The organism is Pseudomonas sp. Eqa60, from assembly GCF_018326405.1.
Taxonomy (GTDB): Bacteria; Pseudomonadota; Gammaproteobacteria; order Pseudomonadales; family Pseudomonadaceae; genus Aquipseudomonas; species Aquipseudomonas protegens.
Genome location: NZ_AP024342.1, coordinates 1583819 through 1609279 on the forward strand (window position 1 = coordinate 1583819; position 25461 = coordinate 1609279).

Here is a 25461-nt window from a genome sequence, read left to right on the forward strand (position 1 = left end):
CGCCATGAAGCTTTGGTGATGCTTATATGACAGCCCCTGAGGACCTTCGAATGCCCTGGCAAGCCCTGCTCGAGAGCCGTGAACGATTGCCCGCCAACCCCGACCTGGCCGAGGGCTACGGGGCTTTGCTGGCGCACCTGGGCAACGTCACGCCCTTCGAACTGGCGGTGCGCGGCGGGCGCTTGATGGCCACCCCGGGGCTGGCCTTCCTGGTGGGCTACCAGGCGGCATTGCGCATGTTGTGGCCCAGCGCGCCGTCCAGTCTGGGGGCTTTATGCGCGACCGAACGCCGCAGCCTGCGCCCGGCGGACATGCAGACCCGCCTGGAGGATCTGCGCCTGCACGGGCGCAAGGATTTCGTCACCGCCGGCGATGCCGCCGACTGGCTGCTGGTGGCGGCTCGCTGCGAAGCCCCGGGGGAGCGCGCAGCCCTGCGCCTGACGGTGGTCTATCCCGGCGAGCCCGGGGTCAAGGTCCAGACCCTGCCCGCCATTGCCCTGATGCCGGAGATCAGCCACGGCTGCCTGGAGCTGGACAACGCCGCCTGCGAGTTGCTGGCCGGCGACGGCTGGGATGCCTACGTCAAGCCGTTCCGCACCCTGGAAGACATCTATGTCCTGAGCGCCATGCTGGCCTGGCTGTATGGCGTGGGGCAGGACAGCGGCTGGCCGCAGCCCTTGCAGTTGCAACTGCTGGGCTTGCTGGCCGGCTGTGCCGAAGCCAGCCGGCAGAACCCGGCGCTGAGCAGCGGGCACATTCTGCTTGCGGGCCTGTTCGTGCAGTTCGAGGCGCTGAAACCCGAGATCGGCATTGCCTTCGCCCAGGGGCCACAGCTCTGGCGCGAGCAATGGACCCGCGACCAGGCCCTGCTGGACCTCGCCGCCAGCGCTCGCGCACAGCGCCTGGCCAAGGCCCTGGCCTCCCTGTAGGAGCCGGCTTGCCGCGAGGAGTGTGCAGTCTCCGAAACCGCATTCGCTGGCAAGCCAGCTCCTACAAGAAGCGGTTCTCGCGCCCTATCGAATATTCGGCCAACCCTGTAGGAGCCGGCTTGCCGGCGAAGGTTGTCGCGAAACGGTCATGTGCCCGCAATAGGCTCGGCCCCAGACGGCTCTCGAGTGTCCTTCATGCCCAAAGCTTGGTTGCTGCTGGCCCTGCTTCTATTACTCAGCCTGCCGGCCCGGGCCGAGGAGTGGCCGGCGCTGCAATGGAGCCAGGGCACGCCAGCCAGCGGCCCGGCGCTGCAGGCCCTGGAGGATTACGCCTTTGTGCCCCGGGACGATGAGTCCCGCCAGGGCATTCGCACCGACGCCTTGTTGGTGATCCGCGACGGTCGACTGCTCTACGAGCGCTACGCCGGGGCAACCGGGCCACAGACGCCCCATCTCGCCTGGTCTGCCAGCAAGAGCCTGCTGGCGGTGCTGCTGGGGGTGGCCTTTGGCGAGGGGCGGTTCCAGTTGCAGGACCCGGCGGCGAAGTTCTACCCGCCGCTCGAGGCCCATCCCGACATCACCCTGGCGGACCTGCTGCACTGGGCCTCGGGCCTGGATTGGCAGGAAGACTATGAATACGCCCCTCTCAACTCTTCGGTGGTGGCCATGCTCTACACCCGCGGGCACCGGGACATGGCCGCCTTCACCGCGCAACAGGCCGCCTCCGGCCCGCCGGGCCAGGTGTTTCGCTATTCCAGCGGCGACAGCAACCTGCTGGCGGCCAGCCTGCGGGGCATGGTGGGGGAGGGGCAGTATGCGGACTATCCCTGGCGTGCCCTGTTCGAACCCCTGGGCATCACCCAGGCGGTGTGGGAGCGTGATGCAGCCGGCACTTTCGTCGCTTCCTCGTACCTCTACCTGACGGCCCGCGATCTGGCTCGCATTGGCCTGCTGATGCAGCGCGATGGCCGTTGGCGCGACCGGCAATTGCTGCCCAAGGCCTGGGTCGAATTCTGCCGCACGCCCTTTCGTGGCTATCGGGCCAACCAGGACGTGGCCGTGGCGGGCGGGCACTGGTGGCTCAACCGCGAGGTGGACGGGGCGCCACGGCCCTGGCCGGATGCCCCCGCCGATACTTACGCCGCGCTGGGACACTGGGGCCAGGCGCTGTATGTGCTGCCGGCGCAGCGCCTGGTGATCGTGCGCTATGGCGACGACCGTGACGGCAGCTACCAGCATAATGAATTGCTCAAGCGGGTGCTGGCCGCCTTCGCCACGCCGGAGCAGCCATGAAGCCCTGGCCCTTGATCCGTCGGCGTCCGCTGCTCAGCCTGCTGGCGCTCGGGCTGCTCCTGCTGCTGGGCTGGGGCTGGCAGCAGCGGGTGGCGTTGCAGGCCTTCCCGGACATCCTCGGGGCCTACACCGCCAAGGAGTACTGCTCCTGCCGTTACGTCATGCAACAACCTGCCGACTACTGCCGCGCCTACGTGCGCCAGTACCTGCCCACCAGCGCTTTTCTCGATGAGCCGCAGCCCCGTCGTGTCACCGCCAGCGCGCTGGGGCGCACCCATAGCGCGGTCTGGCGCAGTGCCCGTGAAGGTTGCCGCCTGGACCCCTGACCGGGGTCGAAACGATGGCGGCAGCTTTGTGTTCCATCCAGTGGAACCACATTTGATTGTCCTGTGCCCCGGCTCGCGGTTATCTGACGCAGAGCTTCGAGCACGCCCTGGCCCTCGTGCAGCGCTCCGAAAAAAAGAACGGGAACCCACCCGGCCCAGAGGAGATACGCCATGACCCGACACCAGCACATTCTTGCCTGGCTCAACGATGTCGCCAGCGACCTGCGGGCCATCCGCCAGGACATTCACGCCCACCCCGAGCTGGGTTTCGAGGAAAACCGCACCGCGGCGCTGGTGGCCCGCAGCCTTGAAGAGTGGGGTTATGAAGTGCACACCGGCGTGGGCCGGACCGGCGTCGTAGGGGTGCTGCGCAACGGCAGCAGCCCCCGCACCCTGGGCCTGCGGGCCGACATGGACGCCCTGCCGATCATCGAGAACACCGGGGCGCCCTACAGCAGCCGCTACAGCGGTTGCATGCACGCCTGCGGGCATGACGGCCACACCACCCTACTTCTCGGGGCGGCCCGTTACCTGGCGGCCACCCGGCAGTTCGACGGCACCCTGAACCTGATCTTCCAGCCGGCGGAGGAGGGCCAGGGTGGCGCCGAGGCCATGCTTGCCGACGGCCTGCTGGAGCGTTTCCCCTGTGATGCCCTGTTTGGCCTGCACAACATGCCGGGGCTGCCGGCCGGGCACCTGGGCTTTCGCGAGGGGCCGATGATGGCCTCCCAGGACCTGCTCAACGTGATAGTCGAAGGCGTCGGCGGCCATGGCTCCATGCCGCACCTGACGGTAGACCCGCTGGTGGCAGCGGCGAGCATGGTCATGGCCTTGCAGACAGTGGTAGCGCGCAACATCGATGCCCAGGAAGCCGCGGTGGTCACCGTCGGTGCCCTGCAAGCGGGCGAGGCGGCCAACGTCATTCCCCAGCAGGCCCTGCTGCGCCTGAGCCTGCGGGCCCTCAACGCACCGGTGCGCGAGCAGATGCTGGAGCGGGTCAAGGCCATTATCCGCACCCAGGCCGAGAGTTTCGGTTGCTCGGTCAGTATCGAGCATCGCCCGGCCTATCCGGTGCTGGTCAACAGCCCGGAGGAAACCGAGTTCGCCCGCAAGATCGGTGTCGAGCTGGTGGGGCCGAGGCGGTCAACGGCAATACGCCGAAGCTGATGGGCAGCGAAGACTTCGGCTGGATGCTGCAGCGCTGCCCGGGCTGCTACCTGTTCATCGGTAACGGCGTGGCCCAGCCGATGGTGCATAACCCGGGTTACGACTTCAACGACGACATCCTCCTCACCGGCGCGGCCTATTGGGGCGCCCTGGCGGAAAGCTGGCTCAAACCGTCCTGACCCTTCCTGTTCCTGTGTCCCTGACTGCCCCGGGCGTGTTGTAGGCGCCCGGCACTTTAGCGAGCCCGCCAGAAGGCTCAAAAGTCTCCAAGGAACATCCCATGAGCGTCTCGACTCCCTCTGTTTCCAGGACCCGGCAGGTGGTTGCCGCCGTGGTCGGCAACGCCCTGGAATGGTACGACTTCATCGTCTACGGCTTTCTCGCCAGCTTCATCGCTCGCCAGTTCTTTCCCGCGGAAGACGAATACACCTCGCTGCTGATGGCCCTGGCCACCTTCGGCGTGGGTTTCTTCATGCGCCCGGTGGGCGGTGTGCTGCTGGGGATCTATTCCGATCGCAGGGGCCGCAAGGCGGCGATGCTGGTGATCATCCAACTGATGACCCTGGCCATCGCGATGATCGTGTTCGCCCCCAACTATGCGGCCATCGGTATCGGAGCGCCGCTGCTGATCGTGGTAGCACGCATGCTCCAGGGCTTTGCCACCGGTGGCGAGTACGCCAGCGCCACGGCCTACCTGGTGGAGAGTGCGCCGCCCCACCGCAAGGGCCTTTACGGCTCCTGGCAGTTGGTGGGGCAGTGCCTGGCGGTATTCAGCGGGGCGGCGATGGTGGCGGCGGTGACCCATTTCTTTTCGCCCCAGACCCTGGAACTCTGGGGCTGGCGCCTGCCATTCGTGATCGGCCTGTTGATCGGTCCGGTGGGGCTGTGGATCCGCAAGTACATGGAAGAGCCGCAAGCCTTTGTCGAGGCACGCAAGCAGGTGCGTGGCAAAGGGCCCGGGTTGTGGCAGGTGGTATCGGCCTATCGCCGAGCGATCCTGGTGTCCATGTGCATGTGCTGCGGGGGCACCGTGTCCTTTTATGTGGTGCTGGTGAACATGCCGACCTTTGCCCACACCAACCTCGGCCTGCCCCTGGATCAGGTGCTGTTGGTGCAGATGTTCGCCGTGGCCCTGATGACCCTGGTGATTCCCTTTGCCGGGGCCTTGTCGGATCGCATTGGGCGACGTCCAGTGCTGATGGCGTTCACCCTGGCGTTTTTTGTCATGGTCTATCCCTTGTATGTGTGGGTCGCTGCGGCGCCGTCCATCGAGCGCCTGCTGGCGATGCAGATGCTGCTGTGCGGGGCCATCGGCGGTTTCTTCGGCCCCGGCCCCACGGCCCTGGCCGAGCAGTTTCCCATCGAGGTGCGTTCCACCGGAGTGTCGGTGGCGTATAACGTCACGGTCATGCTGTTCGGTGGCTTTGCGCCGTTGATCGTGACCTGGCTGAGCAAGGTCATGGCCACGCCGGTGGCACCAGCCTTCTATGTCCTGCTGACCTCGGTCCTCAGCCTGCTGGGTACCTACTGCATGTATGACGCGGTCAGAGACGAAAAACCCGATGCCGTGAGCCTGGGAGGTGAGTCTTGATCAACCCCGCAGAACCATCGATCAATGCGTCGATTGTCGACCTGGATGCCCTGGTGCTGTCCCGGGCCATCCATGCCCGCGAGCTGTCCTGCCGCGAAGTGATGCAGGCCTACCTGGCGCAGATCGAGCGCTGCAATCCACTGGTCAATGCCCTGGTCTCGCTGGGGGACCCCGAGGCCCTGCTGGAGCAGGCTGACGAGCGAGACCGGCAGTTGGCCCAGGGCCAGTCCATGGGCTGGATGCACGGCATGCCCCAGGCGATCAAGGACCTGGCGGCCACCGCCGGGATGACCACCAGCATGGGTTCGCCGCTGTTTGCCGAGCATGTGCCCCAGGGGGATGCCATCAGCGTAGCGCGGGTCCGGGCCAGTGGCGCGATCATCGTCGGCAAGAGCAACGTGCCCGAGTTCGGCCTGGGCTCCCATACCTACAACCAGCTGTTCGGCACCACGGGCAACGCCTACGACAGCACCCTGTGTGCCGGCGGCAGCAGCGGCGGCGCCGCGGTGGCTCTGGCCCTGCGCATGCTGCCGGTGGCCGACGGCAGCGACATGATGGGCTCGTTGCGCAACCCCGCAGCCTTCAACAACGTGTTCGGCATGCGCCCCTCCCAGGGCCGGGTGCCGTTCGGCCCGACTCCGGAACTGTTCGTGCAGCAGTTGGCCACCGAAGGTCCCATGGGGCGCACGGTGGCCGACGTGGCGCGGCTGTTGGGTACCCAGGCCGGGTTTGACGCCCGGGCGCCTCTGTCGCTGAAGGACCCATCGGCGCTGCCGGAGGCGGCGCTGCAACGAAATGTGAAGGGCCTGCGCCTGGGCTGGCTGGGGGACTACAACGGCTACCTGGCCATGGAGCAGGGCGTACTGGGCCTGTGCGAAAAGGCCCTCGGGGATTTCGCCAGCCTGGGCTGCGAGGTGGAAAGCTGCCAGCCGGACTTTTCCCTGGCCCAGCTCTGGGATTGCTGGCTGGTACACCGCCACTGGCTGGTCCAGGGCTCCCTGGGGGCGCTGTACGACGACCCGGACAAGCGCCGCTGGCTCAAGCCGGAAGCGTGCTGGGAAGTGGAGGGCGCGGCGAAGCTGAGCGCGGCGGATGTGTATCGCGCTTCCCAGAGCCGCAGCGACTGGTATCGCGCGTTGCAGCGCCTGTTCGAGCGTTACGATTTCCTGCTGCTGCCCACCGCCCAAGTGTTCCCTTTCGATGCACGGCAAGCCTGGCCGCGGCAGATCGATGGGCAGGAAATGGACACTTACCACCGCTGGATGGAAGTGGTGATCGGCCCGACCCTGGCCGGCTTGCCCAGTATCAGCATTCCGGTGGGTTTCAACCTGGCCGGTTTGCCCATGGGGCTGCAGATCATCGGTCCGGCCCAGGCCGACCACGCCGTGCTGCAATTGGCTTACGCCCATGAGCAGCTGACGCAGTGGGTGCGGCAGCGGCCGCCGGGCAACCTGCGGTAATCAAAGGGGTGTGGTCGCCAAGGTCCGCAGGCCCGCATCTTGCTGGGTAAAACCTTTTCCTCAGTCAGGGAGCTCGGACTATGGCCAGCAAGGTAGAAACCGGCAGCGTGCGCTCAGTGGAGCGGGCCCTGGCCATTGTCGAGCTGATCGGCCAGCACCAGGCCCTGGGCCTGGAGGAGCTGCACTACCTGACGGGCCTGGCCAAGGCCACGGTATCGCGCATGCTGCTGACCCTGCAGGAACAGGGCTGGATCTATCGAGGCCTGAGTGACCGGCGCTACCGCCTGAGCGCCCGGAGCCTGTTCGGTGACAGCCGGCAGCGCTTCAAGCGCCAGATGGTGGAGCAGGCGGCGCCCTGGTTGCTGGAATTGAGTGCACGTACCGGATTGGTCACCGACCTGTCGAGCTTCGACGGCGAGAGCCTGGAGGTCCTGGAAAGTGCGGTGCCCGAGGTATTGCGCAAGCGCTACCCGAGTAACAGCCGGATTGTCGGCCAGCATGCCAGCCTGTTTCATTCGGCCATGGGCAAGGCCTGCCTGGGGGCCCTGGCCAGTGCAGAAGTCGAGCGCCTGGCCGAGCAGGAGCAGGTGCCGGCCGAAGCCCGGCAACAGTGCCTGGAATCCCAGCACCTGGGGTTCGGCCAGCGCACCGAAGGGCACTGGGAATACCCGGTGCGCCTGCCGTTCCTGATCCGCGCCGTGGCCTTGCCGCTGCAGGCCGAAGGCCGGGTGATCGGCAGTATCGCCCTGCACTGGCCGCGGGACCTGGCCTGTGTCGAACAGGTGCGCAACCGCCACCTGTGGCTACTGGCGGAAACCGTCGAGCAGGTGCAGAAAGACATCGCCTGAAACCTCTCGCTCGGGCATTCCGGCTGCCCTGATCGTGCTGTGCGGACAACGCTCTCCTCAGACACCGGGTTCCATTCTGCGGAACCAGTGCCCATTGCCCTTTGCCCCGCTGCTCCGAGAATGAAGCCTGGTCCGCCTTCGGCGGCCATGACGCCAATTCCAATAATAAGAACAGGTGATCTCATGCGGGCTGAGCAACGTTATCTGAGCGGGCTGTTGTGTTGTCTGGTGGCTGGTGGGGCCTTGGCCGAGGGCTTTTTCGAGGACAGCCTCAGGTCCTTGCGTTACAGCCAGTCCTACTGGAAGGAAAACGACGGGGGAGGGTTCGGTCCGACCCGGGATGAATGGGTACAGGCCACCCAGTTCAGCTTCAGTTCCGGCTGGTATCGCGAGGTGCTGGGTCTCGACTACAGCTATGGCCTGGCCGATGCCTTGCACGTAGGGCGAGACGCCAACAACATCAGCAACCTGCGAGCCGACCGCAGCGTGCAGCAGCCCCATGGCATCGCCAAGCCCCTCGAGCTGTACCTGCGTGGGCGCTGGGTGGATGAAGCCGGAACCGTCAGCGCCGGAGTGGGGAAAAAAAGCCGGCAATACCAGCTTTACCGCGACGATCGCTATTCGCGCATCCTGCCGGCGGCCACCCTGGGCCAGGACCTGAGCTACGAGCGTGGCGCGCTGAGCCTGAACTTCAGCCGCATCGACGGTTTCAGCCCGCGCAACGACTCGGGCTGGAGCCAGGACCTGCGCAACTATCGAGGGCAGCGGATCGATGACCTGAGGCTCTATGCCCTGGGTCATGTGTTGCCTGGTGGCAGCAACCTGCAGCTTGAACACGGCGTGGCCCGGGACTACCTGCGCGCGTCCTCGGTGAAACTGACCCACAGTTTCGAACTGGCCCCCGAGCGCGGCATCGATGTGTATGCCATCTGGGGGCGCCAACAGGATGTCGGCAAGCGCTTCGAGTATTCCGGCGTGCGCGGGCTGTATGAGGCGGAGCGCTCTCACGATGCTCGGCATCTGGATCTGCTGTTCAAGTACCGGTTCAGCCGCTACTACGCCGGGCTGACCTGGAACAAGGTCTGGGGTGACGACTATGACCGCACCTTCTTCGCCCAGGACAACGGCACCTGGAACAGCAGCGGCAAGCTGTTCTACTACTTCGGCCTGCAGGACGAGGAGATGTTCAAGCTGCTGGGAGGCATGGATTTCGCCGACTTCGGCTTGCCGCGGCTGAAGTTGGATATGCACTACGCTGCCTCCAATCACGCCAAAGGCTACGCAGGTTTTTCCCGCCGGGAATTTCAGAGCGTGCTGCGCTACGCCTTCGACGGCTGGTTCGATGGGCTCGATGTCGCCTGGCTGCACGGGCGCTTTCGTACCCACGGCGAGCCCGACGGCATCCAGCGCCAGAGCCTCTCCAGAGGATCGGCAGGCATCATCAGCCATAGCGCCGAACGCTTCTACCTGAACTATACCTACCGCTTCTAGCTCTACTGCGCCGCCTGCCGTGACGTTTGCCAGCCTTCTGGCGGGCGGTTAAGGTGGCGCCTTCTGTTCATGGGAGCTTGCATGCGTACGCCGATCCGCCTTCTTTTCAGCCTGCTCGGGGTACTGGCCCTGCCGGCCCAGGCCAACTGGTACCTGGACAACGAATCTTCCCGCGTGTCCTTCGTCACCACCAAGAACGCCAGTGTTTCCGAGGTCCAGCGCTTTCTGGTGCTGCATGGCAAGGTCGATGGCAAGGGCCAGGCGCAGTTGCAGATCGAACTGGAGTCGGTGAGCAGCGGGATTCCCTTGCGCGATGAGCGCATGCGCCAGGAACTGTTCCAGATCGCCCAGTTTCCCGAGGCGCGGATCAGTGCACAGATCAACCTGCGACCGATCAACGACCTGGCCCCCGGCGCACAGATCGAATTGCTGCTGCCGGTCACCGTCGCCCTGCACGGCGAGGAACACACCTACAACGCCGAACTGCTGGCCACCCGCCTGGATGACCGGCGCTTCCAGGTGGTGACCCTGGAACCTCTGGTGCTTAACGCCGAGGACTTCAACCTGGCCCCCGGCCTCGACAGCCTGCGCAAGATGGCCGGGTTGTCGGCCATCAGTTTCTCGGTGCCGGTGGGTGCGGTGCTGATCTTCACGGCGCGCTGACATGCGCGCAGCGGTGTTCCCCTGGCGCGAAGGCAACCGCTTCGAGTTGCTGATCGACGGCCCGCAGTTCTTCCCGCGGATGCTGGTGGCCATTGCCCGCGCCCAGCACCAGGTGGAACTGGAGCTGTACCTGGTGGAAGCCGGGACCTGCGCCGAGGCCATGGTCCAGGCCCTGGTGCAGGCAGCGCAGCGCGGGGTGCGGGTGCGCTGCCTGTTCGACGACTACGGCAGCCTGGCCTTTACCCAGGCCCTGCGCCGCAGCCTGACCGAGGCCGGTGTCGAGCTGCGCTTATACAACCGGCTGAAATGGCGCCAGGGCTTTCTCAACCTGTACCGCGATCATCGCAAGCTGCTGCTGGTGGACCAGGCCCTGGCGGTGGTGGGCGGCACCGGGGTCACCGATGAGTTCTGGAAGCCCGAGGACAACAGCTGCGACTGGCATGAGGTGATGGTGGAGATTGCCGGCCCCATGGTCAGCGACTGGCAGCAGCTGTTCGACCGGCAATGGAGCGCCAACCTGTATCGCGGGGCCTGGAAGCCCGGTGCCGATTTCGGCCTGCCACGCCTGCCGCGCCTGCCCGATACCGGCGAGGGCATGGGCCGGGTGGCCTACGCCGACGCCCGCCAGCACCGCGACATCCTGCATTCGCTGATCCGGGCCCTGAGCAGCGGGCAGCGGCGCATCTGGCTGGCGACCCCGTATTTTCTGCCCACCTGGTCGGTGCGTCGTTCGTTGCGCAAGGCTGCGGCCCGAGGCCTCGACGTACGCCTGCTGCTGACCGGGCCGCGCACCGACCACCCGGCGGTGCGCTATGCCGGGCACCGCTACTACCCGCGCCTGCTCAAGGCCGGGGTGCGGATTTTCGAGTACCAGCCGCGTTTCCTGCACCTGAAGATGGCACTGGTGGACGACTGGGTGAGCGTAGGCTCGTGCAACTTCGACCACTGGAACCTGCGCTTCAACCTGGAAGCCAATCTGGAAGCCCTGGACCCTGCATTGACCCAGGCAGTGGTGGCGAGTTTTGACGCCGACTTTGCCCAGAGCGAGGAAGTCAGCCTGGCGGTGTGGCGCAAGCGACCGCTGTGGCGGCGGATCAAGCAGCGGATCTGGGGTTGGGTCGACCGTCTGGTGGTCAACCTGCTGGATCGGCGCGGCTGACTCACGCGGCTGACACGGCTGGCTGTCGCCGCTGCCGCAGACTGCGAACGATCGCGAAGCGGTCGCGGCGGTCGTGAGTCCGATGGAGGTTTGGCGGGAGATCGACAAGCACGGTCCTGCGGACCTTTGCGCAGCCTCGCAGGCTCGTCAGCGGCGACAGATATTGCAGCGATTGTGGGGATTACAGACGGAGTCGGCCGGCGCAGGTCATGCGCCGGCCGCTGGCAGGCTCAGAGCAGTTCGAAGCTCTGTTGCTTGACGTCCTGGGAATCCAGGCCGATCTGCACATTGAAGTCGCCCGGCTCTGCGGCGTACTTGAGCTGCGCGTTGTAGAACTTCAGGTCGTCCTCGGTGATGGTGAAGTGAATGGCTTTCTCTTCACCGGCCTTGAGCATGACTTTCTGGAAGTTCTTCAATTCCTTGATCGGGCGGATCATCGAGCCGGCCACGTCCTGGATGTACAGCTGCACCACGGTTTCGCCGTCACGCTTGCCGGTGTTCTTTACCGTCACGCTGGCGTCTAGCTTGCCGCTCTTGTTCAGGGTGGTGGAGGACAGGGCCATGTCCGACAGGCTGAAGCTGGTGTAGCTCAGGCCATAGCCGAACGGGAACAGCGGGCCGGTGGTGTCGTCGAAGTACTGCGAGGTGTAGTTGCCCGGCTTGCCCGGGGTGAACGGCCGGCCGATGGTCAGGTGGTTGTAGTAGGTGGGGATCTGCCCCACGGAGCGGGGGAAGGTGATCGGCAGCTTGCCCGACGGGTTGTAGTCGCCGAACAGCACGTCGGCGATGGCGTTGCCACCTTCGGTGCCGCTGAACCAGGTTTCCAGGATCGCATCGGCCTGCTGGTTTTCTTCCAGCAGCGACAGCGGCCGGCCATTCATCAGCACCAGCACCAGTGGCTTGCCGGTGGCCTTGAGGGCCTTGATCAGGTCGCGCTGGCTGGCAGGAATGTGCAGGTCGGTGCGGCTCGAGGATTCGTGGGACATGCCCCGGGATTCACCCACCGCGGCGACGATCACATCCGATTGCCGGGCGGCCTTCACCGCTTCGTCGATCATCTGCTGCGCCGTGCGCGGGTCGTCCACCACTTCCGGGGCATCGAAGTTGAGGAAGTTCAGGTAGTCCACCACCTTCTTGTCGGCGGTGATGTTGGAACCCCGGGCGTACACCAGTTGGGCCTTGTCTCCCAGTACATTGCGCATGCCGTCGTACAGGGTCACCGATTGCGCCGGCACCCCGGCGGCGGCCCAACTGCCCATCATGTCGATCGGCGCCTTGGCCAGCGGGCCCACCAGGGCGATCTTGGCGGTTTTCTGCAGTGGCAGGGTGTCGTTCTGGTTCTTCAGCAGCACCAGGCTGCGTCGCGCGATATCCCGGGCGTCGCTGCGGTGCAGGCGGCTTTCGGCGTTGGTGTCGGCGGGGTCGTCCTCGGCCTTGCCGATGCGCACGTACGGGTCCTTGAACAGGCCCATGTCGTACTTGGCGGCCAGCACTTCACGCACGGCGTTGTCGATGTCCTTCTGTTCGATCTCGCCGGACTTGAGCAGCCCCGGCAGCTCCTTGCCGTACAGCGAATCGTTCATGCTCATGTCGATGCCGGCCTTGATCGCCAGTTTGGCCGCTTCACGTCCGTCCTTGGCGACGCCATGGCGGATCAGTTCGATGATCGCCCCGTGGTCGCTCACCGCCAGGCCCTTGAAGCCCCATTCCTTGCGCAGCAGGTCGTTCATCAGCCAGGTGTTGGAGGTGGCGGGCACGCCGTTGATCGAGTTCAGGGCCACCATCACCCCGCCGGCGCCGGCGTCGATCGCCGCGCGGTAGGGCGGCAGGTAGTCCTGGTACATCTTCACCGGGCTCATGTCGACGATGTTGTAGTCGCGACCGCCTTCCACCGCGCCATACAGGGCGAAGTGCTTGACGCTGGCCATGATGCTGTCCGGCAGGGCCGGGCTCTGGCCCTGGTAGGCCTTGACCATGACCTTGGCGATGCGCGAGACCAGGTAGGTGTCTTCGCCAAAGCCTTCGGAGGTACGGCCCCAGCGCGGATCGCGGGAGATATCCACCATCGGTGCAAAAGTGATGTCCAGGCTGTCGGCGCTGGCTTCCTTGGCGGCAATGCGCCCGGAGCGGCCGATGGCATCCATGTCCCAGCTGGAGGCCAGGGCCAGGCTGATGGGGAAGATGGTCCGGTGGCCGTGGATCACGTCGTAGGCGAAGAACATCGGGATCTTCAGCCGGCTGCGCATGGCCGCGTCCTGCATCGGCCGGTTTTCCGGGCGGGTGATGGAGTTGAAGGTGCCGCCGATATTGCCCGCGGCAATTTCCTTGCGGATCAGCTCGCGGGGCATTTCCGGGCCGATGCTGATCAGCCGCAGCTGGCCGATCTTCTCTTCCAGGGTCATGCGCTTGAGCAGGTCGCTGATAAAGGCTTCTTTGTTTTCCAGGGGGACCGGGGCAGTTTCGGCCAATACAGGGTGACTGGCCAGGCTGACCAGCAGGCCCAGCAAACACAGCTTCTTCATGAATATTGTTCTCAAGGGCTCAAGACCGACGCATGAGTGACGCGTCGAACAGCCAAAATTTAGGGAGCGACTATTGTTGTTCAGATAATTCCCGCACACTTCAGGCGGTGTGAAAACTGCTGCGTTCGGCAATACGGCGTTAAAAACAGGCTCGGAATGCTCATGTAGCCTCCTACACTCCGCTTCCTCGCCTGTTTTTGCCTTGTCTTGCCTTCACTCGCGACGTTTTCACACCGCCTTATTTCTGAACTCTTTTTCGCGCTGGGCATCTTTTAGCCCATCAGCCCGATGCATTCCAGTGGCGCAGGCAGATTTTGCCCACAGGATGTGTGAAAGCGGGCAAAAGCTTCATTTCAATCAGGTTGTGCAAGGAGCCTCACCCATGAACATCACTCAAAGCCTGCGTTCGAGCTGGCCCATCGCTGCCTTGTTGCTGCTTACCAGCCTGCTCAGCGGCTGCGGCATCAACAACATTCCGACCCTGGACGAGCAGGTCAAGGCCGACTGGGGCCAGGTGCAGAACCAGTACCAGCGCCGCGCCGACCTGATCCCCAACCTGGTGGAAACCGTCAAGGGCTACGCCAAGCACGAAGAGCAGACCCTCACTGCGGTGATCGAGGCGCGGGCCAAGGCCACCTCGATCCAGGTGGACGCCAGCACCCTGGACAACCCGGAAAAACTCAAGCAGTTCCAGCAGGCCCAGGACCAGTTGAGCGGTGCCCTGAGCCGCCTGATGGTGGTCTCCGAGCGCTACCCGGACCTCAAGGCCAACCAGAACTTCCTGGCCCTGCAATCCCAGCTTGAAGGCACCGAGAACCGCATCGCCGTGGCCCGTCGCGACTTCATCCTGGCGGTGCAGAAGTACAACACCGAGATCCGTACTTTCCCTGGCCGCCTGTGGCACAGCCTGATGTACAGCGACATGCCGGTGCGTGAATCCTTCGAGGCCACCAGCCCCGACGCCGACAAAGCGCCGCAAGTCAAATTCTGATGAGCCATGGGCGGCGCGTGCTGCAAGGCGCGCTGCTGTGGCTTTGGCTGGTGGGTGGCGCCGTACTGGCGCAAACACCCGGGCCCACACCCACGGATGGGGTGCCGTTGCGTTCGTCGCAACCCGCTGTCCAGGTCGAGCCCGCACCGACCACTGCGACAGCGGCACCGATTGAACGCCTGTTTCCCAAGCTGACCGGGCGGGTGGTGGACACCGCGCAGTTGCTCACGCCATCGGCGCAGGTCTACCTGGCGCAGATGCTGGAGCGGCTCGAGCAGACCACCACCGACCAGGTCGTGGTGGCCACGGTGCCGAGCCTGGGTGGCTATAGCATCGAGGAGTTCGGCCTGCAGTTGGGCCGGCACTGGGGGATCGGCCGGAAGGACAAGAACAACGGCGTCCTGCTGCTGGTGGCCAAGGACGATCGCAAGGTGCGGATCGAGGTCGGTTACGGCCTGGAGGGGCGGCTCAACGACGTGGTGGCCCACTTCATCATCGATGGTTCGATCATTCCGTACTTCAAGGACGACCTGTATTCCTCGGGGATCATTGCCGGGGCCACGTCCATCGTGAACGTATTGTCGTCCACCGACCGGCCGATGCTGGTGTACCGCTCGGTGGAGAAAAGCTGGTACCAGAACATCGAGTGGATGTGGTGGTTCGAGAGGTTGTTCTACCTGGTGTTCGTCGGCGTACCGTTGTTCGGGTTCCTGACCCAATGGCGCAGCGGCGATGACTCGCCGGTTGTTGCCAGCGGCGATTCGGCCAGGCGCGAAACCAGGGCCGAGCGCGACACCGGTTCGAGCAGCAGTTCGTTCGACTGGTTCGACTCCAGCAGTTCCAGCTCCAGTTCAAGCTCGGGCAGCTTCAGTGGGGGCGGTGGCAGTTTTGGCGGTGGCGGGGCGTCCGGCAGTTGGTAGCACAAGCGGACAATCATTAAGGACGAGGTGCTGATGCGACTCTATAAAATTGGCCTGGTGCTGTTGCTCTGGGTCTTTGCGGTCTCGGCCCAGGCCGAGCTGAAGTTCCCGGCCCTGAGCGGGCGGGTGGTGGACGACGCGCAGATGATCGAGCCGACCACCAGCGCTCTGCTGACCCGGCAACTGCAAGCCCACGAACAGGCCACCGGCGAACAGCTGGTGGTGGTAACCCTGCCGGACCTGCAAGGCGCCAGCATCGAGGAATACGGCTACCAGTTGGGGCGCCACTGGGGCATCGGCCAGAAGGACAAGAACAACGGCGCGCTGCTGATCGTCGCCCGGGACGAGCGCAAGCTGCGCATCGAAGTGGGCTACGGCCTGGAGGATCGCCTGACCGACGCCCAGGCCTCGGTGATCATCAACCAGGTGATCACCCCGGCGTTCAAGACCGGGCAGTTCAGCAAGGGCATCAGCGACGGGGTCTCGGCCATGCTCCTGGTGCTGGGCGGCACGCCGCTGGACGAGCCGACCACGGTGTATGACAGCGGTGATAGCAGCAGCCAGGACGACTTTGTCCAGCGTCACCCGTTGCTGTTCATCTTCCTGGTGCTGCTGTTCATCCTGGTGATCATGGTGGCGCAGGCGCTCGGCTTGATCACCACCACCAGTGGGCGCGGCGGTGGCGGAGGCGGTGGCTTCGGCGGTTTTGGTGGTGGCTCCGGCGGCGGGGGCGGCTTCAGTGGTGGCGGCGGCAGCTTTGGCGGCGGCGGTTCCTCCGGCGGCTGGTAACTGACAATAAAAAGCGGAAATCCAACGACATGGCATTACTCAGTGAATTCGAACAACGGCAGGTGGCCGAAGCCATCGCCCGGGTGGAACAGCAGACCGACGCCGAACTGGTGACGGTGCTGGCCGCCCGGGCCGACGACTACGCCTATATCCCGCTGCTCTGGGCCAGCCTGCTGGCGCTGGTGGTGCCGGGGCTGGTGCATTACGCCACCGGCTGGCTGAACATGCACCTGTTGCTGCTGGCGCAATGGGCGACCTTTATCGTGCTGTGCCTGGTGTTCCGCCTGCCGCGGGTCACCACCCGGCTGATTCCGCGATCGGTGCGTCACTGGCGCGCTTCCAACCTGGCCCGGCGCCAGTTCCTCGAACAGAACCTGCACCACACCGTGGGCGGCACCGGGGTGTTGATCTTTGTCAGCGAAGCCGAGCGCTATGTGGAGATCCTGGTGGACGAGGGCATCTCCAGGCGCCTGGACAACAAGAACTGGAACGCGATTGTCCAGGCCTTTACCCAGCAGGTCCGGCAAGGCCAGACCCTGCAGGGCTTCCTTGATTGCATTGAAGCCAGCGGCGAGTTGCTCAAGACCCATGTGCCCCTGACCCAGGTACGCAACGAATTGCCCAACCGCCTGGTGGTGCTCAACTGACCCACCCAGCTGGGGACTATGGCGTGCTACCTGTGTAGGAGCCGGCTTGCCGGCGAAGAGGCCCGTGAGCCTTGCACCGCCCTTGGGGACGCCTTCGCTGACAAGCCAGCTCCTACGGGGCGGGATTGGAGGGGATTTTTCCGGGGGGCGACAAAATTTTATCCTCGGGTCAATAACTCCGTGCCCTGAGGGGCCATCCCCCCCTAAAATACCCGCCATTCCCTGATCGACACCGCGCATCGCCCGAGGCTCCCGCCCCCATGTCTGTTACCGCACCTTCCGCCCGCCCCGCGCCGGATCATCACGCCCAGTTCCTGCAACTGCTCGACACCAGCCTCACGCAGAACGCCTTTATCAAGCTGGTACTGGCCAAGCACGTGGGCCCGGAGGCGGACCTGCAACGCCTGATCATCAAGCAACTGACGGTCAAGGAGCAGCCGTGCCTGTCCTTCGTCTATCGCTACAAGACCCGGGACATCACCAAGAACTTCTCCCTGGACGAAGGCATCGCCGCCATCGCCGAGCTGCTGCCGGCTGCGTTCAAGAACGCCCACCTGCTGACCCTCACCGACGAGGTGCAGCTCGAATACAGCAAGAAGGGCAAGAGTTCGCTGTTCAAGGGCAAGCCGCAAACCCAGCGCGATGCGCCGTCCGCCGAGCACAACCGGGAGAAGAACCGCTTCCTCGACCTCAGCCGGCCGTTTCTCGCCGACCTGGGGGTGACCAACAAGCAGCATGAGCTGATTCCGGCGATGTCACGCAAGTGGAAGCAGATCAACAAGTTCATCGAGGTCTTCAGCCACGCCCTGGGCAGCTCGCCGATCAAGCTCGACCAGCCGGTGCGGGTGGCGGACTTCGGCTCCGGCAAGGGCTACCTGACCTTCGCCATCCACGACTACCTGCGCAACACCCTCAAGGCCGAGGGCGAAGTCACCGGCGTCGAGTTGCGTGAAGACATGGTGATCCTGTGCAACGCCGCCGCGCAGCGCCTGGAGTACCCGGGCCTGGTGTTCAAGTGCGGTGACGTGCGCAGCGTGGCCCCCAGCCAGCTGGAAGTGATGATCGCCCTGCACGCCTGTGACATCGCCACCGACTACGCGATCCACACCGGTATCCGCTCCGGCGCGGCGATCATCATGTGCTCGCCGTGCTGCCACAAGCAGATCCGCCAGCAGATCCAGAGCCCGCTGCTGCTCAAGCCGATGCTGCAATACGGCCTGCACCTGGGGCAGCAAGCGGAAATGGTCACCGACAGCCTGCGGGCGCTGTTCCTCGAAGCCTGCGGTTATGAAACCAAGGTCTTTGAATTCATCTCCCTGGAGCACACCAACAAGAACAAGATGATTCTGGCGGTCAAGCGTGCCGAACCGCAGGATCCCAGCCAGCTGCTGGCCAGGATCGAAGAGCTCAAGGCCTTCTACCAGATCAGCGAACATTGCCTGGAAACCCTGCTCAAGGCCGACGGTTACCTCGGCTGAGGGCTGGCCGGCGGCGTGGGCAGCGGTGTGGCCGGGCGCACCGCGGTCTTGCGCCCCAGGACCACGGTAAGGATCACGCCCACCGCGAACACCCAGGTAATGGGCTGCACCTGTTCACCGAAGAACAGGGCGGAAAAGGCGATGGTGAAGAAGATCTGCAGTAGCTGGATCTGGCTCACCCGAGCAATTCCGCCCATGGCCAGCCCGGCATACCAGGCGAAAAAACCCAGGAACTGCGAGAACAGCGCAACGTAGCCGAAGGCCCACCAGGTCCTCATGGAAATCGCCCCCTGGTGCTGCGCCGCCAGGTACCACACCGGTCCGATCAGCAGCGGCGTGGATAGCACCAGAGCCCAGCAGATCACCTGCCAGCCACCCATCTCCCGCGCCAGCCGGCCCCCTTCGGCATAACCCAGGCCGCCCACGGCAATCGCCCCGAGCATCAGCACATCACCGGCCTGGATGCTGCCCGCGCCACTGAGCAGCGCATAACCCAGCACCAGCGCACTGCCCAGGGCGGCGCAAGCCCAGAAGGCCTTCGACGGCCGTTCGTGGGACAGCCACGCCGCATACAGTGCCACGCACAACGGTTGCAGGCCATTGACCAGCGCGCCGTGGGACGCGGGCAGGGTCTGCATGGCCCAGGCCGAAAGCACTGGAAAGCCGAGGATCACCCCGAGAATCACCACGCTCAGGCCCTTGACCTGTTTCCAGGTCGGCCATCTTTCCCGGCGCCAGAGCAGCAGCAAGGCCGCCGGGATCGCCGCGAACAGCGCGCGGCCCAGGCCGTTGAGCAAGGGGTGCATCTGCTCTACCACTATCCGGGTGAAGGGCAGGGTCAGGCTGAAAATGATGACACCCAGCAGGCCGAGGGCCATGCCGGTGTTTTCGCGCGAGGACATGATGGCTACCAGAATTCGTACAGGGACACAGGTGCCTGCATCTAGCCATAAAGCCGCGCGATCCTGGTGCTACAGCTGGGTGCAGAGTTGTCCGTACAGTTGTCGCTGTAGTACCGGGTTATTACCCGCGCCGGTGGATTGGGGCTACCTTGAATACTCCTTGCGCCCCCGTCTTTCACTGAAAGGAGTCCACTCCATGGCCGCGAAAAAGATTCTCATGCTGGTTGGCGATTACGTCGAAGACTACGAAGTGATGGTGCCGTTCCAGGCCCTGCTGATGGTCGGTCACAACGTGCATGCGGTGTGTCCCGACAAGAGCGCCGGGCAGACCGTGCGCACGGCGATCCACGACTTCGAGGGCGACCAGACCTACAGCGAAAAGCCGGGCCATCTGTTTGCCCTGAACTTCGATTTCGCCCAAGTGAAGTCCAGCGATTACGACGCCCTGCTGATCCCCGGTGGCCGTGCCCCGGAATACCTGCGCCTGAACGAAAAGGTCCTGCAACTGGTCAGGGAATTCGACCAGGCTGGCAAGCCGATTGCCGCGGTGTGCCACGGTGCGCAACTGCTGGCGGCGGCCGGCATCCTCGAAGGCCGCGAATGCAGCGCCTACCCGGCCTGCGCCCCGGAAGTTCGGCTGGCGGGGGGCTCCTATATCGATATCCCCGTGACTCAAGGCCATGTTCAAGGCAATCTGGCCACCGCCCCGGCCTGGCCGGCGCATCCCAGTTGGCTGGCCGGTTTCCTGGGCCTGCTGGGCACCAAAATCACCCTGTAAGCGAGGGCCACGCCATGTGCGAGCTGTACGTCAAAGCCGACCCGATTCTCTACGAATCCCGTTCCCGCTCGTTGCGCATCTGTGGCGTGGTCACGACCTTGCGCCTGGAAAACCAGTTCTGGGACATTCTCAGCGAGATCGCCGAAGTGGACGGCATGACCACCAACCAGCTGATTGCCAAGCTGTATGAGGAGGTCATGGACTACCGCGGCGAAGTGGTGAATTTCGCCTCCTTCCTGCGGGTCAGTTGCACCCGCTACCTGAGCCAGCGCCGCAGCACCGTCCCCGACCTCAGCCTGGTAAAGCGCAACGCACTGTAGCCGCTGCCGCAGGCTGCGAACGGCCCGCAGGGACGCGGGATTCTGAAGGCCACCGGAGGTTTGGCAGGCGATCGCCAGGCAAGGTCCTGCGGACCTTTGCGCAGCCTCGCGGGCTCGGCAGCGGCTATAGGGCTCAGCTGATTTTGCTGAGGAAGCCGGGTAGTTCCGGTTCCGGGAGCACCGACAGCACTTTGAGGCGTTGCAACATGCGCTGGCGGGCGCGTTGCAGGTGTTCTCTGAGGTTCAGGGCCGCAGCGTCGTAGGCACCGTGCAGCAGCAGTTCGAGGATCAGTCGGTGCTCGGCGAGCATCGCCGGGTCGGCGCCGATGCCCAGCAGGCGGTAGAAGATCCGGTTGATGATCATCGGGCTCTGGGCCTGACGGATCAGCGCCGCCATCTTGCGGTTCTGCAAGCCGCCCAGGCATTGCTGGTGCAGGTCTTCTTCCAGGCGTTCCAGGGCCTCCAGGCCACAGTGCTCGGCCTGTTGCGCCTGGGTCACCCGTTCCAGCATCTGTTCCAGGCGTTCGCGGCCCAGGCCCGGCGCGCTCTGGCGCAGGGCTTCGGGTTCCAGGCAGGCGCGCAGTTCGTAGTCTTCGGTGACTTCCCGGGCGGTCAGCGGTCCGGCCAGCCATTGGGAGTAGGGTTCCTTTTCCACCAGGCCGCGATCGCGCAGGCGCATCAGTGCTTCGCGGACCACCGCGCGGCTGACGCCGTAGTGCTCGGCTGCGGCCTGTTCGTCGAGGCGAAAGTGACCGAAGGCGATGCAGGTGGAGAGGGCACTGCCCAGTTCTTCGTAGATCCGTTCCCCCAGGGGCCGGGTGTCCACCAGTTCTTCGTCGCTGGCCAGCCCCAGGTGGGCATGGCTCAGGGGCAGGCGCAGCGGTTCGATCTCCAGGCCCTGGGGGTTGATCAGGTAGCCGCGGCCGTCAAAACGGCTGATCAGCCCTTCGCCGTGCAACAGATCGAGGGCCTTGCGCACCGGCACTCGGCTGGTGCCGAACAGTTCCGCCAGGGGCGCTTCCAGCAGCACCAGGCCCTGCAGGGCGGTGCCCTGGAGGATGGCGTCGCGCAAGACCTGACGGATCATGGCGTAGCGCGATGCGGTGCGCGGGTCCTCTGCTGACACTGCTTTCATCGGTTCCTCTAGGGGCTGTTGCCGGTGGGTGACGAGCCCGTTGCCGGGCCGCGGTGGCCGGGGATTCTCTCACAGTTGCCAAGTGTCACTGAGTGCCACGTTTGGTTGCCCCGTCCTGGGGCCGCCCTGGGTGGGTTGTTACCTTTCTGCACCAAAATGTACTTTTTAATAAAAGATACATTATTTCAATGGCAGCCCCTTGGGCGAGGATTTTCTCCGTCGGTCGTCGCGCGATCTCTGTCAGTAACCCACTCTGGCTCGCTATTACAGGCGAATCTGGGGCATTTTCCGAAAGCACGCGGTGCTCCCTGCGTTTTGAGCTGGCACGGAATCTGCTCTGCATAAAATGTACATTTTAATATTTAGTACATTTTTAGATTTTTGCGGAGTGAGCCATGCCCCCTGATTCGCTGAACGACGCCACGGCCATGGCGCAAGCCTTTGCCTCGGGCCGCACCGATCCGGTCCAGGTTCTGGAGCAGGCCCTGGCGTTGGCCGAGGCAACGCCCCATGTGTTCATTTCCCTGTGCCCGGCCCGGGCCCGGCGCGAGGCTGAGGCGGCGGCTGCCCGCTGGCGGGCCGGCCAGCCGCTGAGCCTGCTGGATGGCGTGCCCCTGGCCTGGAAGGACCTGTTCGACCTGGCCGGCAGTATCACCACCGCCGCCGCCCAGGTGCGTCGCGAGGCGCCGTTGGCCAAGGTGGATGCGCCCAGCGTACGGCAGCTGTGCCGGGCCGGGCTGGTCAGCCTGGGCAAGACCAACCTCAGTGAGTTCGCCTATTCCGGGCTCGGCCTGAACCCGCACTTCGGCACTCCGATCAACCCCCACAGTGATGCCCAGCCACGGATTCCTGGTGGTTCCTCGGCAGGTTCCGCGGTGGCGGTGGCGGCCGGTATCGTGCCGATCGCCATGGGCACCGACACTGCCGGTTCGATCCGCATTCCCGCAGCCTTCAATGGCCTGGTGGGTTACCGCGCCACCTCCCTGCGCTATGACCGCGAGGGGGTGTTTCCCCTGGCCGAAAGCCTCGACAGCCTCGGGCCGCTGACCCGCAGCGTGCGCGATGCCTGGCTGATCGACGGGCTGTTGCGCGGTGGCGACCCCCGGCAATTGCCGCCGCCCCGCAGCCTGGCGGGGCAACGCTTCTGGGTCGATTCGCAAGTGCTTGACGACAGCCGTACCCAGGCCGCCGTGCGGGCCAATCTGCTGGTGGTCATCGAAAGCCTGCAACAGGCCGGGGCGCTGGTGGAGCAACGGCCGCTGCACAGCCTGCAAGCCACCCTGCAACTGATCCAGGAACAAGGCTGGCTCGGCGCCGCCGAAGCCTTCGCCCTGCACCAGCCGTTGCTCGACAGCGAGTACGCCGAACAGCTCGATCCGCGGGTGCGACGGCGCCTGGAAAGCGCCCGGCAGATGCCCGCCAGCCAGTTGCTGCGGCTGTACCAGGCGCGGCGCCAGTTGCAGCAACAGGTGCAGGACGAACTGGACGGCGCGGTGCTGATTACCCCCACCGTGGCCCATGTGGCGCCGCCCCTGGCGCCCCTGGAGCAGGACGAAGAGCTCTTTGCCCGGACCAACCTGGCGACCCTGCGCCTGACCATGCCCGGCAGTTTCCTCGACATGCCCGGCGTGGCCCTGCCCAGCGGCCGCGATGCCCAGGGCTTGCCCACCGGGCTGTTGCTGAGCCTGCCCCAGGGCCATGACCGGCAACTGCTGGATGCGGCCCTGGCGCTGGAGGCGGCGTTGCCGCGCTAGCTCCGACGATTTTTTTCAACCACAAGCAATCACTGGAGGCCGCTCATGGCTAAAGAAATTCTCTGTGCATTTGGTGTCGATGTGGACGCGGTGGCCGGCTGGCTCGGTTCCTACGGCGGCGAGGATTCGCCGGACGACATCTCCCGCGGCCTGTTCGCCGGCGAGGTCGGCGCGCCGCGCCTGCTCAAGCTGTTCGAGCGTTATGGCCTGCGCACCACCTGGTTCATTCCCGGCCACTCCATGGAGACCTTTCCCGAGCAGATGAAGGCGGTTGCCGAGGCCGGCCACGAGATCGGCGTGCACGGCTACAGCCACGAAAACCCCATCGCCATGACCCCGGAACAGGAAGAGATCGTCCTCGACAAATCCATCGAGCTGATCACCCGGGTCACCGGCAAGCGCCCCACCGGCTACGTTGCGCCCTGGTGGGAATTCAGCAAGGTGACCAACGAGCTGCTGCTGAAAAAGGGCATCAAGTACGACCACAGCCTGATGCACAACGACTTCCATCCCTACTACGTGCGGGTCGGCGACAGCTGGACCAAGATCGACTACAGCCAGCACCCCGACACCTGGATGAAACCTTTGGTGCGGGGCCAGGAAACCGACCTGGTGGAGATCCCGGCCAACTGGTACCTGGACGACCTGCCGCCGATGATGTTCATCAAGAAGGCGCCCAACAGCCACGGTTTCGTCAACCCGCGGCACCTGGAGGAAATGTGGCGCGACCAGTTCGACTGGGTCTACCGCGAGCATGAGCACGCGGTGTTCACCATGACCATCCACCCCGACGTCTCCGGCCGCCCGCAAGTGCTGTTGATGCTCGAACGCCTGATCGAACACATCCAGAGCCATGCCGGCGTGCGCTTCGTCACCTTCGACGAGATCGCCGACGACTTTATCCGCCGCCACCCGCGCAACCGCTGACCCCGGCCACTTCATCGAGGCGTGACTGATGTCTATCTATAACAAGCTCGACCTGACTGGCTGGAAACCCCAGCAGTTGACCCCGGCCCAAGTGCGCTTCGCCACCTGGATCGCCTTCTTCGCCTGGGTGTTTGCGGTGTACGACTTCATTCTGTTTGGCACCCTGCTGCCGGAGATCGGCCGGCACTTCGGCTGGGGCGAGGTCGAGCAGGCCGAGATCGCCACCTGGGTGGCGGTGGGCACCGCGGTGGTGGCCCTGGCCATCGGGCCGCTGGTGGACAAGCTGGGCCGGCGCATGGGCATCATTTTCACCGTCAGCGGCTCGGCCATCTGCTCGGCGCTGACCGCCATCGGCGGCGCCTGGGGCAAGTCGCCGCTGATCCTGATCCGCTCCCTGGGCGGCCTGGGCTATGCCGAGGAAACGGTGAACGCCACCTACCTCAGCGAGTTGTACGCGGCATCCGACGACCCGCAACTGGCCAAGCGCCGGGGCTTCATCTACAGCCTGGTGCAGGGTGGCTGGCCGGTGGGGGCGCTGATCGCCGCCGGGTTGACCGCGGTGCTGCTGCCGATCATCGGCTGGCAAGGCTGCTTCATCTTCGCCGCGATCCCGGCCATCGTCATTGCGGTGATGGCGCGCAAGCTCAAGGAGAGCCCGCAGTTCCAGATCCACCAGCGCATCAGCCAGCTGCGCAAAAGTGGTTCGGTGAGCGAGGCCCAGGCGGTGGCGCTGACCTATGGCGTGGACTATGACGAGCACAGCAAGGCCGGCCTGGCTGCGGCCTTTCGTGGCCCGGCGCGGCGCGCGACCCTGGTGATCGGCGCGGCGATCCTGCTCAACTGGGCGGCGATCCAGGTGTTCAGCGTGCTCGGCACGTCGGTGATCGTCAGCGTGCACCACATCTCCTTCGAGAACTCGCTGATCATCCTGGTGCTCTCCAACCTGGTGGGCTACTGCGGCTACCTGAGCCACGGCTGGATGGGCGACAAGATCGGCCGGCGCAATGTCATCGGCCTGGGCTGGATGCTCGGCGGCCTGTCGTTCGCCGGCATGCTCTACGGCCCGAGCAACATGCCGATGGTGGTGGGTCTCTACAGCCTGGGCCTGTTCTTCCTGATCGGCCCGTACTCGGCGGCGCTGTTCTTCATCAGCGAAAGCTTCCCTACCAGCATCCGCGCCACCGGCGGCGCGATCATCCACGCCATGGGGCCGATCGGCGCGGTGGTGGCGGGTTTTGGCGCCACCCAGGTGCTGTCCGCCGGTGGCGACTGGCAGACCTCGGCGCTGTATTTCGGCGCGCTGCCTTGTTTCCTCTCCGGTGCGCTGATGTTCGCCGCGCGCCATGTGCGTCCTGAATCCGTTCAATAAGG

General features: G+C 64.9%; 22 protein-coding genes and 1 pseudogene. 20 read left to right on the top strand and 3 right to left on the bottom strand.

Annotated features, from left to right (window positions below):
* The first annotated feature begins 50 nt into the window (after window positions 1-50).
* The 10 genes and pseudogenes from KI242_RS07085 to KI242_RS07130 all read left to right on the top strand — a co-directional run bounded on the left by KI242_RS07085 (window position 51) and on the right by KI242_RS07130 (window position 10927).
* Window positions 51-929 carry an acyl-CoA dehydrogenase gene (locus tag KI242_RS07085; protein WP_011059683.1) on the top strand — a complete coding sequence of 293 codons (879 nt, stop codon included), beginning with the start codon at window positions 51-53 and terminating at the stop codon, window positions 927-929.
* Between the two features lie 195 nt (window positions 930-1124).
* On the top strand, window positions 1125-2222 hold the full coding sequence (locus tag KI242_RS07090; protein WP_212806006.1) for a serine hydrolase: 1098 nt from the start codon (window positions 1125-1127) through the stop codon (window positions 2220-2222).
* On the top strand, window positions 2219-2548 hold the full coding sequence (locus tag KI242_RS07095) for a hypothetical protein (protein WP_011059685.1): 330 nt from the start codon (window positions 2219-2221) through the stop codon (window positions 2546-2548). Before KI242_RS07090 ends, KI242_RS07095 begins: the two co-directional genes overlap by 4 nt.
* A 171-nt stretch (window positions 2549-2719) precedes the next feature.
* Window positions 2720-3894: pseudogene (locus tag KI242_RS07100) on the top strand (M20 aminoacylase family protein).
* A gap of 101 nt (window positions 3895-3995) precedes the next feature.
* Window positions 3996-5306: an MFS transporter gene (locus KI242_RS07105; protein ID WP_041116354.1), complete on the top strand. Its 1311-nt coding sequence runs from the start codon at window positions 3996-3998 to the stop codon at window positions 5304-5306.
* Complete coding sequence (locus KI242_RS07110; protein ID WP_053149446.1) at window positions 5303-6766, top strand: amidase; 1464 nt, start codon at window positions 5303-5305, stop codon at window positions 6764-6766. Before KI242_RS07105 ends, KI242_RS07110 begins: the two co-directional genes overlap by 4 nt.
* Before the next feature lie 80 nt (window positions 6767-6846).
* Window positions 6847-7614 (top strand): IclR family transcriptional regulator, encoded by a 768-nt coding sequence (locus KI242_RS07115; RefSeq protein WP_015634445.1) that lies wholly within the window; start codon window positions 6847-6849, stop codon window positions 7612-7614.
* Window positions 7615-7797: 183 nt separating this feature from the next.
* Window positions 7798-9105, top strand: a complete 1308-nt coding sequence (locus KI242_RS07120; RefSeq protein WP_212806007.1) for an OprD family outer membrane porin — start codon at window positions 7798-7800, stop codon at window positions 9103-9105.
* Between the two features lie 81 nt (window positions 9106-9186).
* Entirely contained in the window at window positions 9187-9768 is a 582-nt protein-coding gene (locus KI242_RS07125; RefSeq protein WP_011059691.1) for a YceI family protein, read from the top strand.
* Between the two features lies 1 nt (window position 9769).
* Window positions 9770-10927, top strand: coding sequence for a phosphatidylserine/phosphatidylglycerophosphate/cardiolipin synthase family protein (locus KI242_RS07130; RefSeq protein ID WP_212806008.1), 1158 nt, complete (start codon window positions 9770-9772; stop codon window positions 10925-10927).
* 230 nt (window positions 10928-11157) lie between these two features.
* On the opposite strand, the gene bglX is transcribed toward KI242_RS07130, so the two are convergent.
* A complete protein-coding gene (bglX, locus tag KI242_RS07135) occupies window positions 11158-13449 on the bottom strand; it encodes a beta-glucosidase BglX (RefSeq protein ID WP_053156707.1) in 2292 nt (763 codons plus the stop codon).
* A gap of 382 nt (window positions 13450-13831) precedes the next feature.
* Here bglX and KI242_RS07140 point away from each other — a divergent pair, with 382 nt between their 5' ends.
* The 5 genes from KI242_RS07140 to KI242_RS07160 all read left to right on the top strand — a co-directional run bounded on the left by KI242_RS07140 (window position 13832) and on the right by KI242_RS07160 (window position 18274).
* Window positions 13832-14440, top strand: coding sequence for a LemA family protein (locus tag KI242_RS07140; RefSeq protein WP_011059694.1), 609 nt, complete (start codon window positions 13832-13834; stop codon window positions 14438-14440).
* Window positions 14440-15360 carry a TPM domain-containing protein gene (locus KI242_RS31955; protein WP_212806009.1) on the top strand — a complete coding sequence of 307 codons (921 nt, stop codon included), beginning with the start codon at window positions 14440-14442 and terminating at the stop codon, window positions 15358-15360. Before KI242_RS07140 ends, KI242_RS31955 begins: the two co-directional genes overlap by 1 nt.
* A gap of 33 nt (window positions 15361-15393) precedes the next feature.
* The gene (locus KI242_RS07150; RefSeq protein WP_015634452.1) at window positions 15394-16149 is read left to right on the top strand and encodes a TPM domain-containing protein; all 756 of its coding nucleotides are present in this window, start codon (window positions 15394-15396) and stop codon (window positions 16147-16149) included.
* Between the two features lie 29 nt (window positions 16150-16178).
* Complete coding sequence (locus KI242_RS07155; RefSeq protein ID WP_041116364.1) at window positions 16179-16796, top strand: TPM domain-containing protein; 618 nt, start codon at window positions 16179-16181, stop codon at window positions 16794-16796.
* Window positions 16797-17056: 260 nt separating this feature from the next.
* Window positions 17057-18274, top strand: coding sequence for an SAM-dependent methyltransferase (locus KI242_RS07160; protein ID WP_212806010.1), 1218 nt, complete (start codon window positions 17057-17059; stop codon window positions 18272-18274).
* On the opposite strand, the gene KI242_RS07165 is transcribed toward KI242_RS07160, so the two are convergent.
* On the bottom strand, window positions 18262-19176 hold the full coding sequence (locus KI242_RS07165; protein WP_072443213.1) for a DMT family transporter: 915 nt from the start codon (window positions 19174-19176) through the stop codon (window positions 18262-18264). The two genes, KI242_RS07160 and KI242_RS07165, sit on opposite strands and share 13 nt — an antisense overlap.
* Window positions 19177-19372: 196 nt before the next feature.
* Here KI242_RS07165 and KI242_RS07170 point away from each other — a divergent pair, with 196 nt between their 5' ends.
* Together KI242_RS07170 and KI242_RS07175 are read left to right on the top strand one after the other, a co-directional pair.
* On the top strand, window positions 19373-19954 hold the full coding sequence (locus tag KI242_RS07170; RefSeq protein WP_212806011.1) for a DJ-1/PfpI family protein: 582 nt from the start codon (window positions 19373-19375) through the stop codon (window positions 19952-19954).
* A 14-nt stretch (window positions 19955-19968) separates the two neighbouring features.
* Entirely contained in the window at window positions 19969-20274 is a 306-nt protein-coding gene (locus tag KI242_RS07175) for a ribbon-helix-helix domain-containing protein (RefSeq protein WP_011059701.1), read from the top strand.
* Window positions 20275-20407: 133 nt separating this feature from the next.
* Here the strand turns inward: KI242_RS07175 and KI242_RS07180 are convergent, their stop codons facing one another.
* Window positions 20408-21409, bottom strand: a complete 1002-nt coding sequence (locus KI242_RS07180; RefSeq protein WP_011059702.1) for a GntR family transcriptional regulator — start codon at window positions 21407-21409, stop codon at window positions 20408-20410.
* Window positions 21410-21804: 395 nt separating this feature from the next.
* Between KI242_RS07180 and KI242_RS07185 the strand changes: the two genes are divergently transcribed.
* From KI242_RS07185 to KI242_RS07195, 3 genes are read left to right on the top strand one after another with little or no spacing between them, the layout of a single operon-like run.
* Window positions 21805-23163, top strand: coding sequence for an amidase (locus KI242_RS07185; protein ID WP_212806012.1), 1359 nt, complete (start codon window positions 21805-21807; stop codon window positions 23161-23163).
* A gap of 45 nt (window positions 23164-23208) precedes the next feature.
* Window positions 23209-24090, top strand: a complete 882-nt coding sequence (locus KI242_RS07190) for a polysaccharide deacetylase (RefSeq protein WP_011059704.1) — start codon at window positions 23209-23211, stop codon at window positions 24088-24090.
* 28 nt (window positions 24091-24118) lie between these two features.
* Window positions 24119-25459, top strand: a complete 1341-nt coding sequence (locus KI242_RS07195) for an MFS transporter (protein ID WP_011059705.1) — start codon at window positions 24119-24121, stop codon at window positions 25457-25459.
* Window positions 25460-25461 lie beyond the last annotated feature (2 nt).

What these genes read in the sequence shown, in the direction of transcription:
- KI242_RS07085 (WP_011059683.1), top strand. Translation starts at nt 51, where the DNA reads ATGCCCTGGCAAGCCCTGCTCGAGAGCCGTGAACGATTGCCCGCCAAC.
- KI242_RS07090 (WP_212806006.1), top strand. Translation starts at nt 1,125, where the DNA reads ATGCCCAAAGCTTGGTTGCTGCTGGCCCTGCTTCTATTACTCAGCCTG.
- KI242_RS07095 (WP_011059685.1), top strand. Translation starts at nt 2,219, where the DNA reads ATGAAGCCCTGGCCCTTGATCCGTCGGCGTCCGCTGCTCAGCCTGCTG.
- KI242_RS07105 (WP_041116354.1), top strand. Translation starts at nt 3,996, where the DNA reads ATGAGCGTCTCGACTCCCTCTGTTTCCAGGACCCGGCAGGTGGTTGCC.
- KI242_RS07115 (WP_015634445.1), top strand. Translation starts at nt 6,847, where the DNA reads ATGGCCAGCAAGGTAGAAACCGGCAGCGTGCGCTCAGTGGAGCGGGCC.
- KI242_RS07120 (WP_212806007.1), top strand. Translation starts at nt 7,798, where the DNA reads ATGCGGGCTGAGCAACGTTATCTGAGCGGGCTGTTGTGTTGTCTGGTG.
- KI242_RS07125 (WP_011059691.1), top strand. Translation starts at nt 9,187, where the DNA reads ATGCGTACGCCGATCCGCCTTCTTTTCAGCCTGCTCGGGGTACTGGCC.
- KI242_RS07130 (WP_212806008.1), top strand. Translation starts at nt 9,770, where the DNA reads ATGCGCGCAGCGGTGTTCCCCTGGCGCGAAGGCAACCGCTTCGAGTTG.
- bglX (WP_053156707.1), bottom strand. Translation starts at nt 13,449, where the DNA reads ATGAAGAAGCTGTGTTTGCTGGGCCTGCTGGTCAGCCTGGCCAGTCAC.
- KI242_RS07140 (WP_011059694.1), top strand. Translation starts at nt 13,832, where the DNA reads ATGAACATCACTCAAAGCCTGCGTTCGAGCTGGCCCATCGCTGCCTTG.
- KI242_RS31955 (WP_212806009.1), top strand. Translation starts at nt 14,440, where the DNA reads ATGAGCCATGGGCGGCGCGTGCTGCAAGGCGCGCTGCTGTGGCTTTGG.
- KI242_RS07150 (WP_015634452.1), top strand. Translation starts at nt 15,394, where the DNA reads ATGCGACTCTATAAAATTGGCCTGGTGCTGTTGCTCTGGGTCTTTGCG.
- KI242_RS07155 (WP_041116364.1), top strand. Translation starts at nt 16,179, where the DNA reads ATGGCATTACTCAGTGAATTCGAACAACGGCAGGTGGCCGAAGCCATC.
- KI242_RS07160 (WP_212806010.1), top strand. Translation starts at nt 17,057, where the DNA reads ATGTCTGTTACCGCACCTTCCGCCCGCCCCGCGCCGGATCATCACGCC.
- KI242_RS07165 (WP_072443213.1), bottom strand. Translation starts at nt 19,176, where the DNA reads ATGTCCTCGCGCGAAAACACCGGCATGGCCCTCGGCCTGCTGGGTGTC.
- KI242_RS07170 (WP_212806011.1), top strand. Translation starts at nt 19,373, where the DNA reads ATGGCCGCGAAAAAGATTCTCATGCTGGTTGGCGATTACGTCGAAGAC.
- KI242_RS07175 (WP_011059701.1), top strand. Translation starts at nt 19,969, where the DNA reads ATGTGCGAGCTGTACGTCAAAGCCGACCCGATTCTCTACGAATCCCGT.
- KI242_RS07180 (WP_011059702.1), bottom strand. Translation starts at nt 21,409, where the DNA reads ATGAAAGCAGTGTCAGCAGAGGACCCGCGCACCGCATCGCGCTACGCC.
- KI242_RS07185 (WP_212806012.1), top strand. Translation starts at nt 21,805, where the DNA reads ATGCCCCCTGATTCGCTGAACGACGCCACGGCCATGGCGCAAGCCTTT.
- KI242_RS07190 (WP_011059704.1), top strand. Translation starts at nt 23,209, where the DNA reads ATGGCTAAAGAAATTCTCTGTGCATTTGGTGTCGATGTGGACGCGGTG.
- KI242_RS07195 (WP_011059705.1), top strand. Translation starts at nt 24,119, where the DNA reads ATGTCTATCTATAACAAGCTCGACCTGACTGGCTGGAAACCCCAGCAG.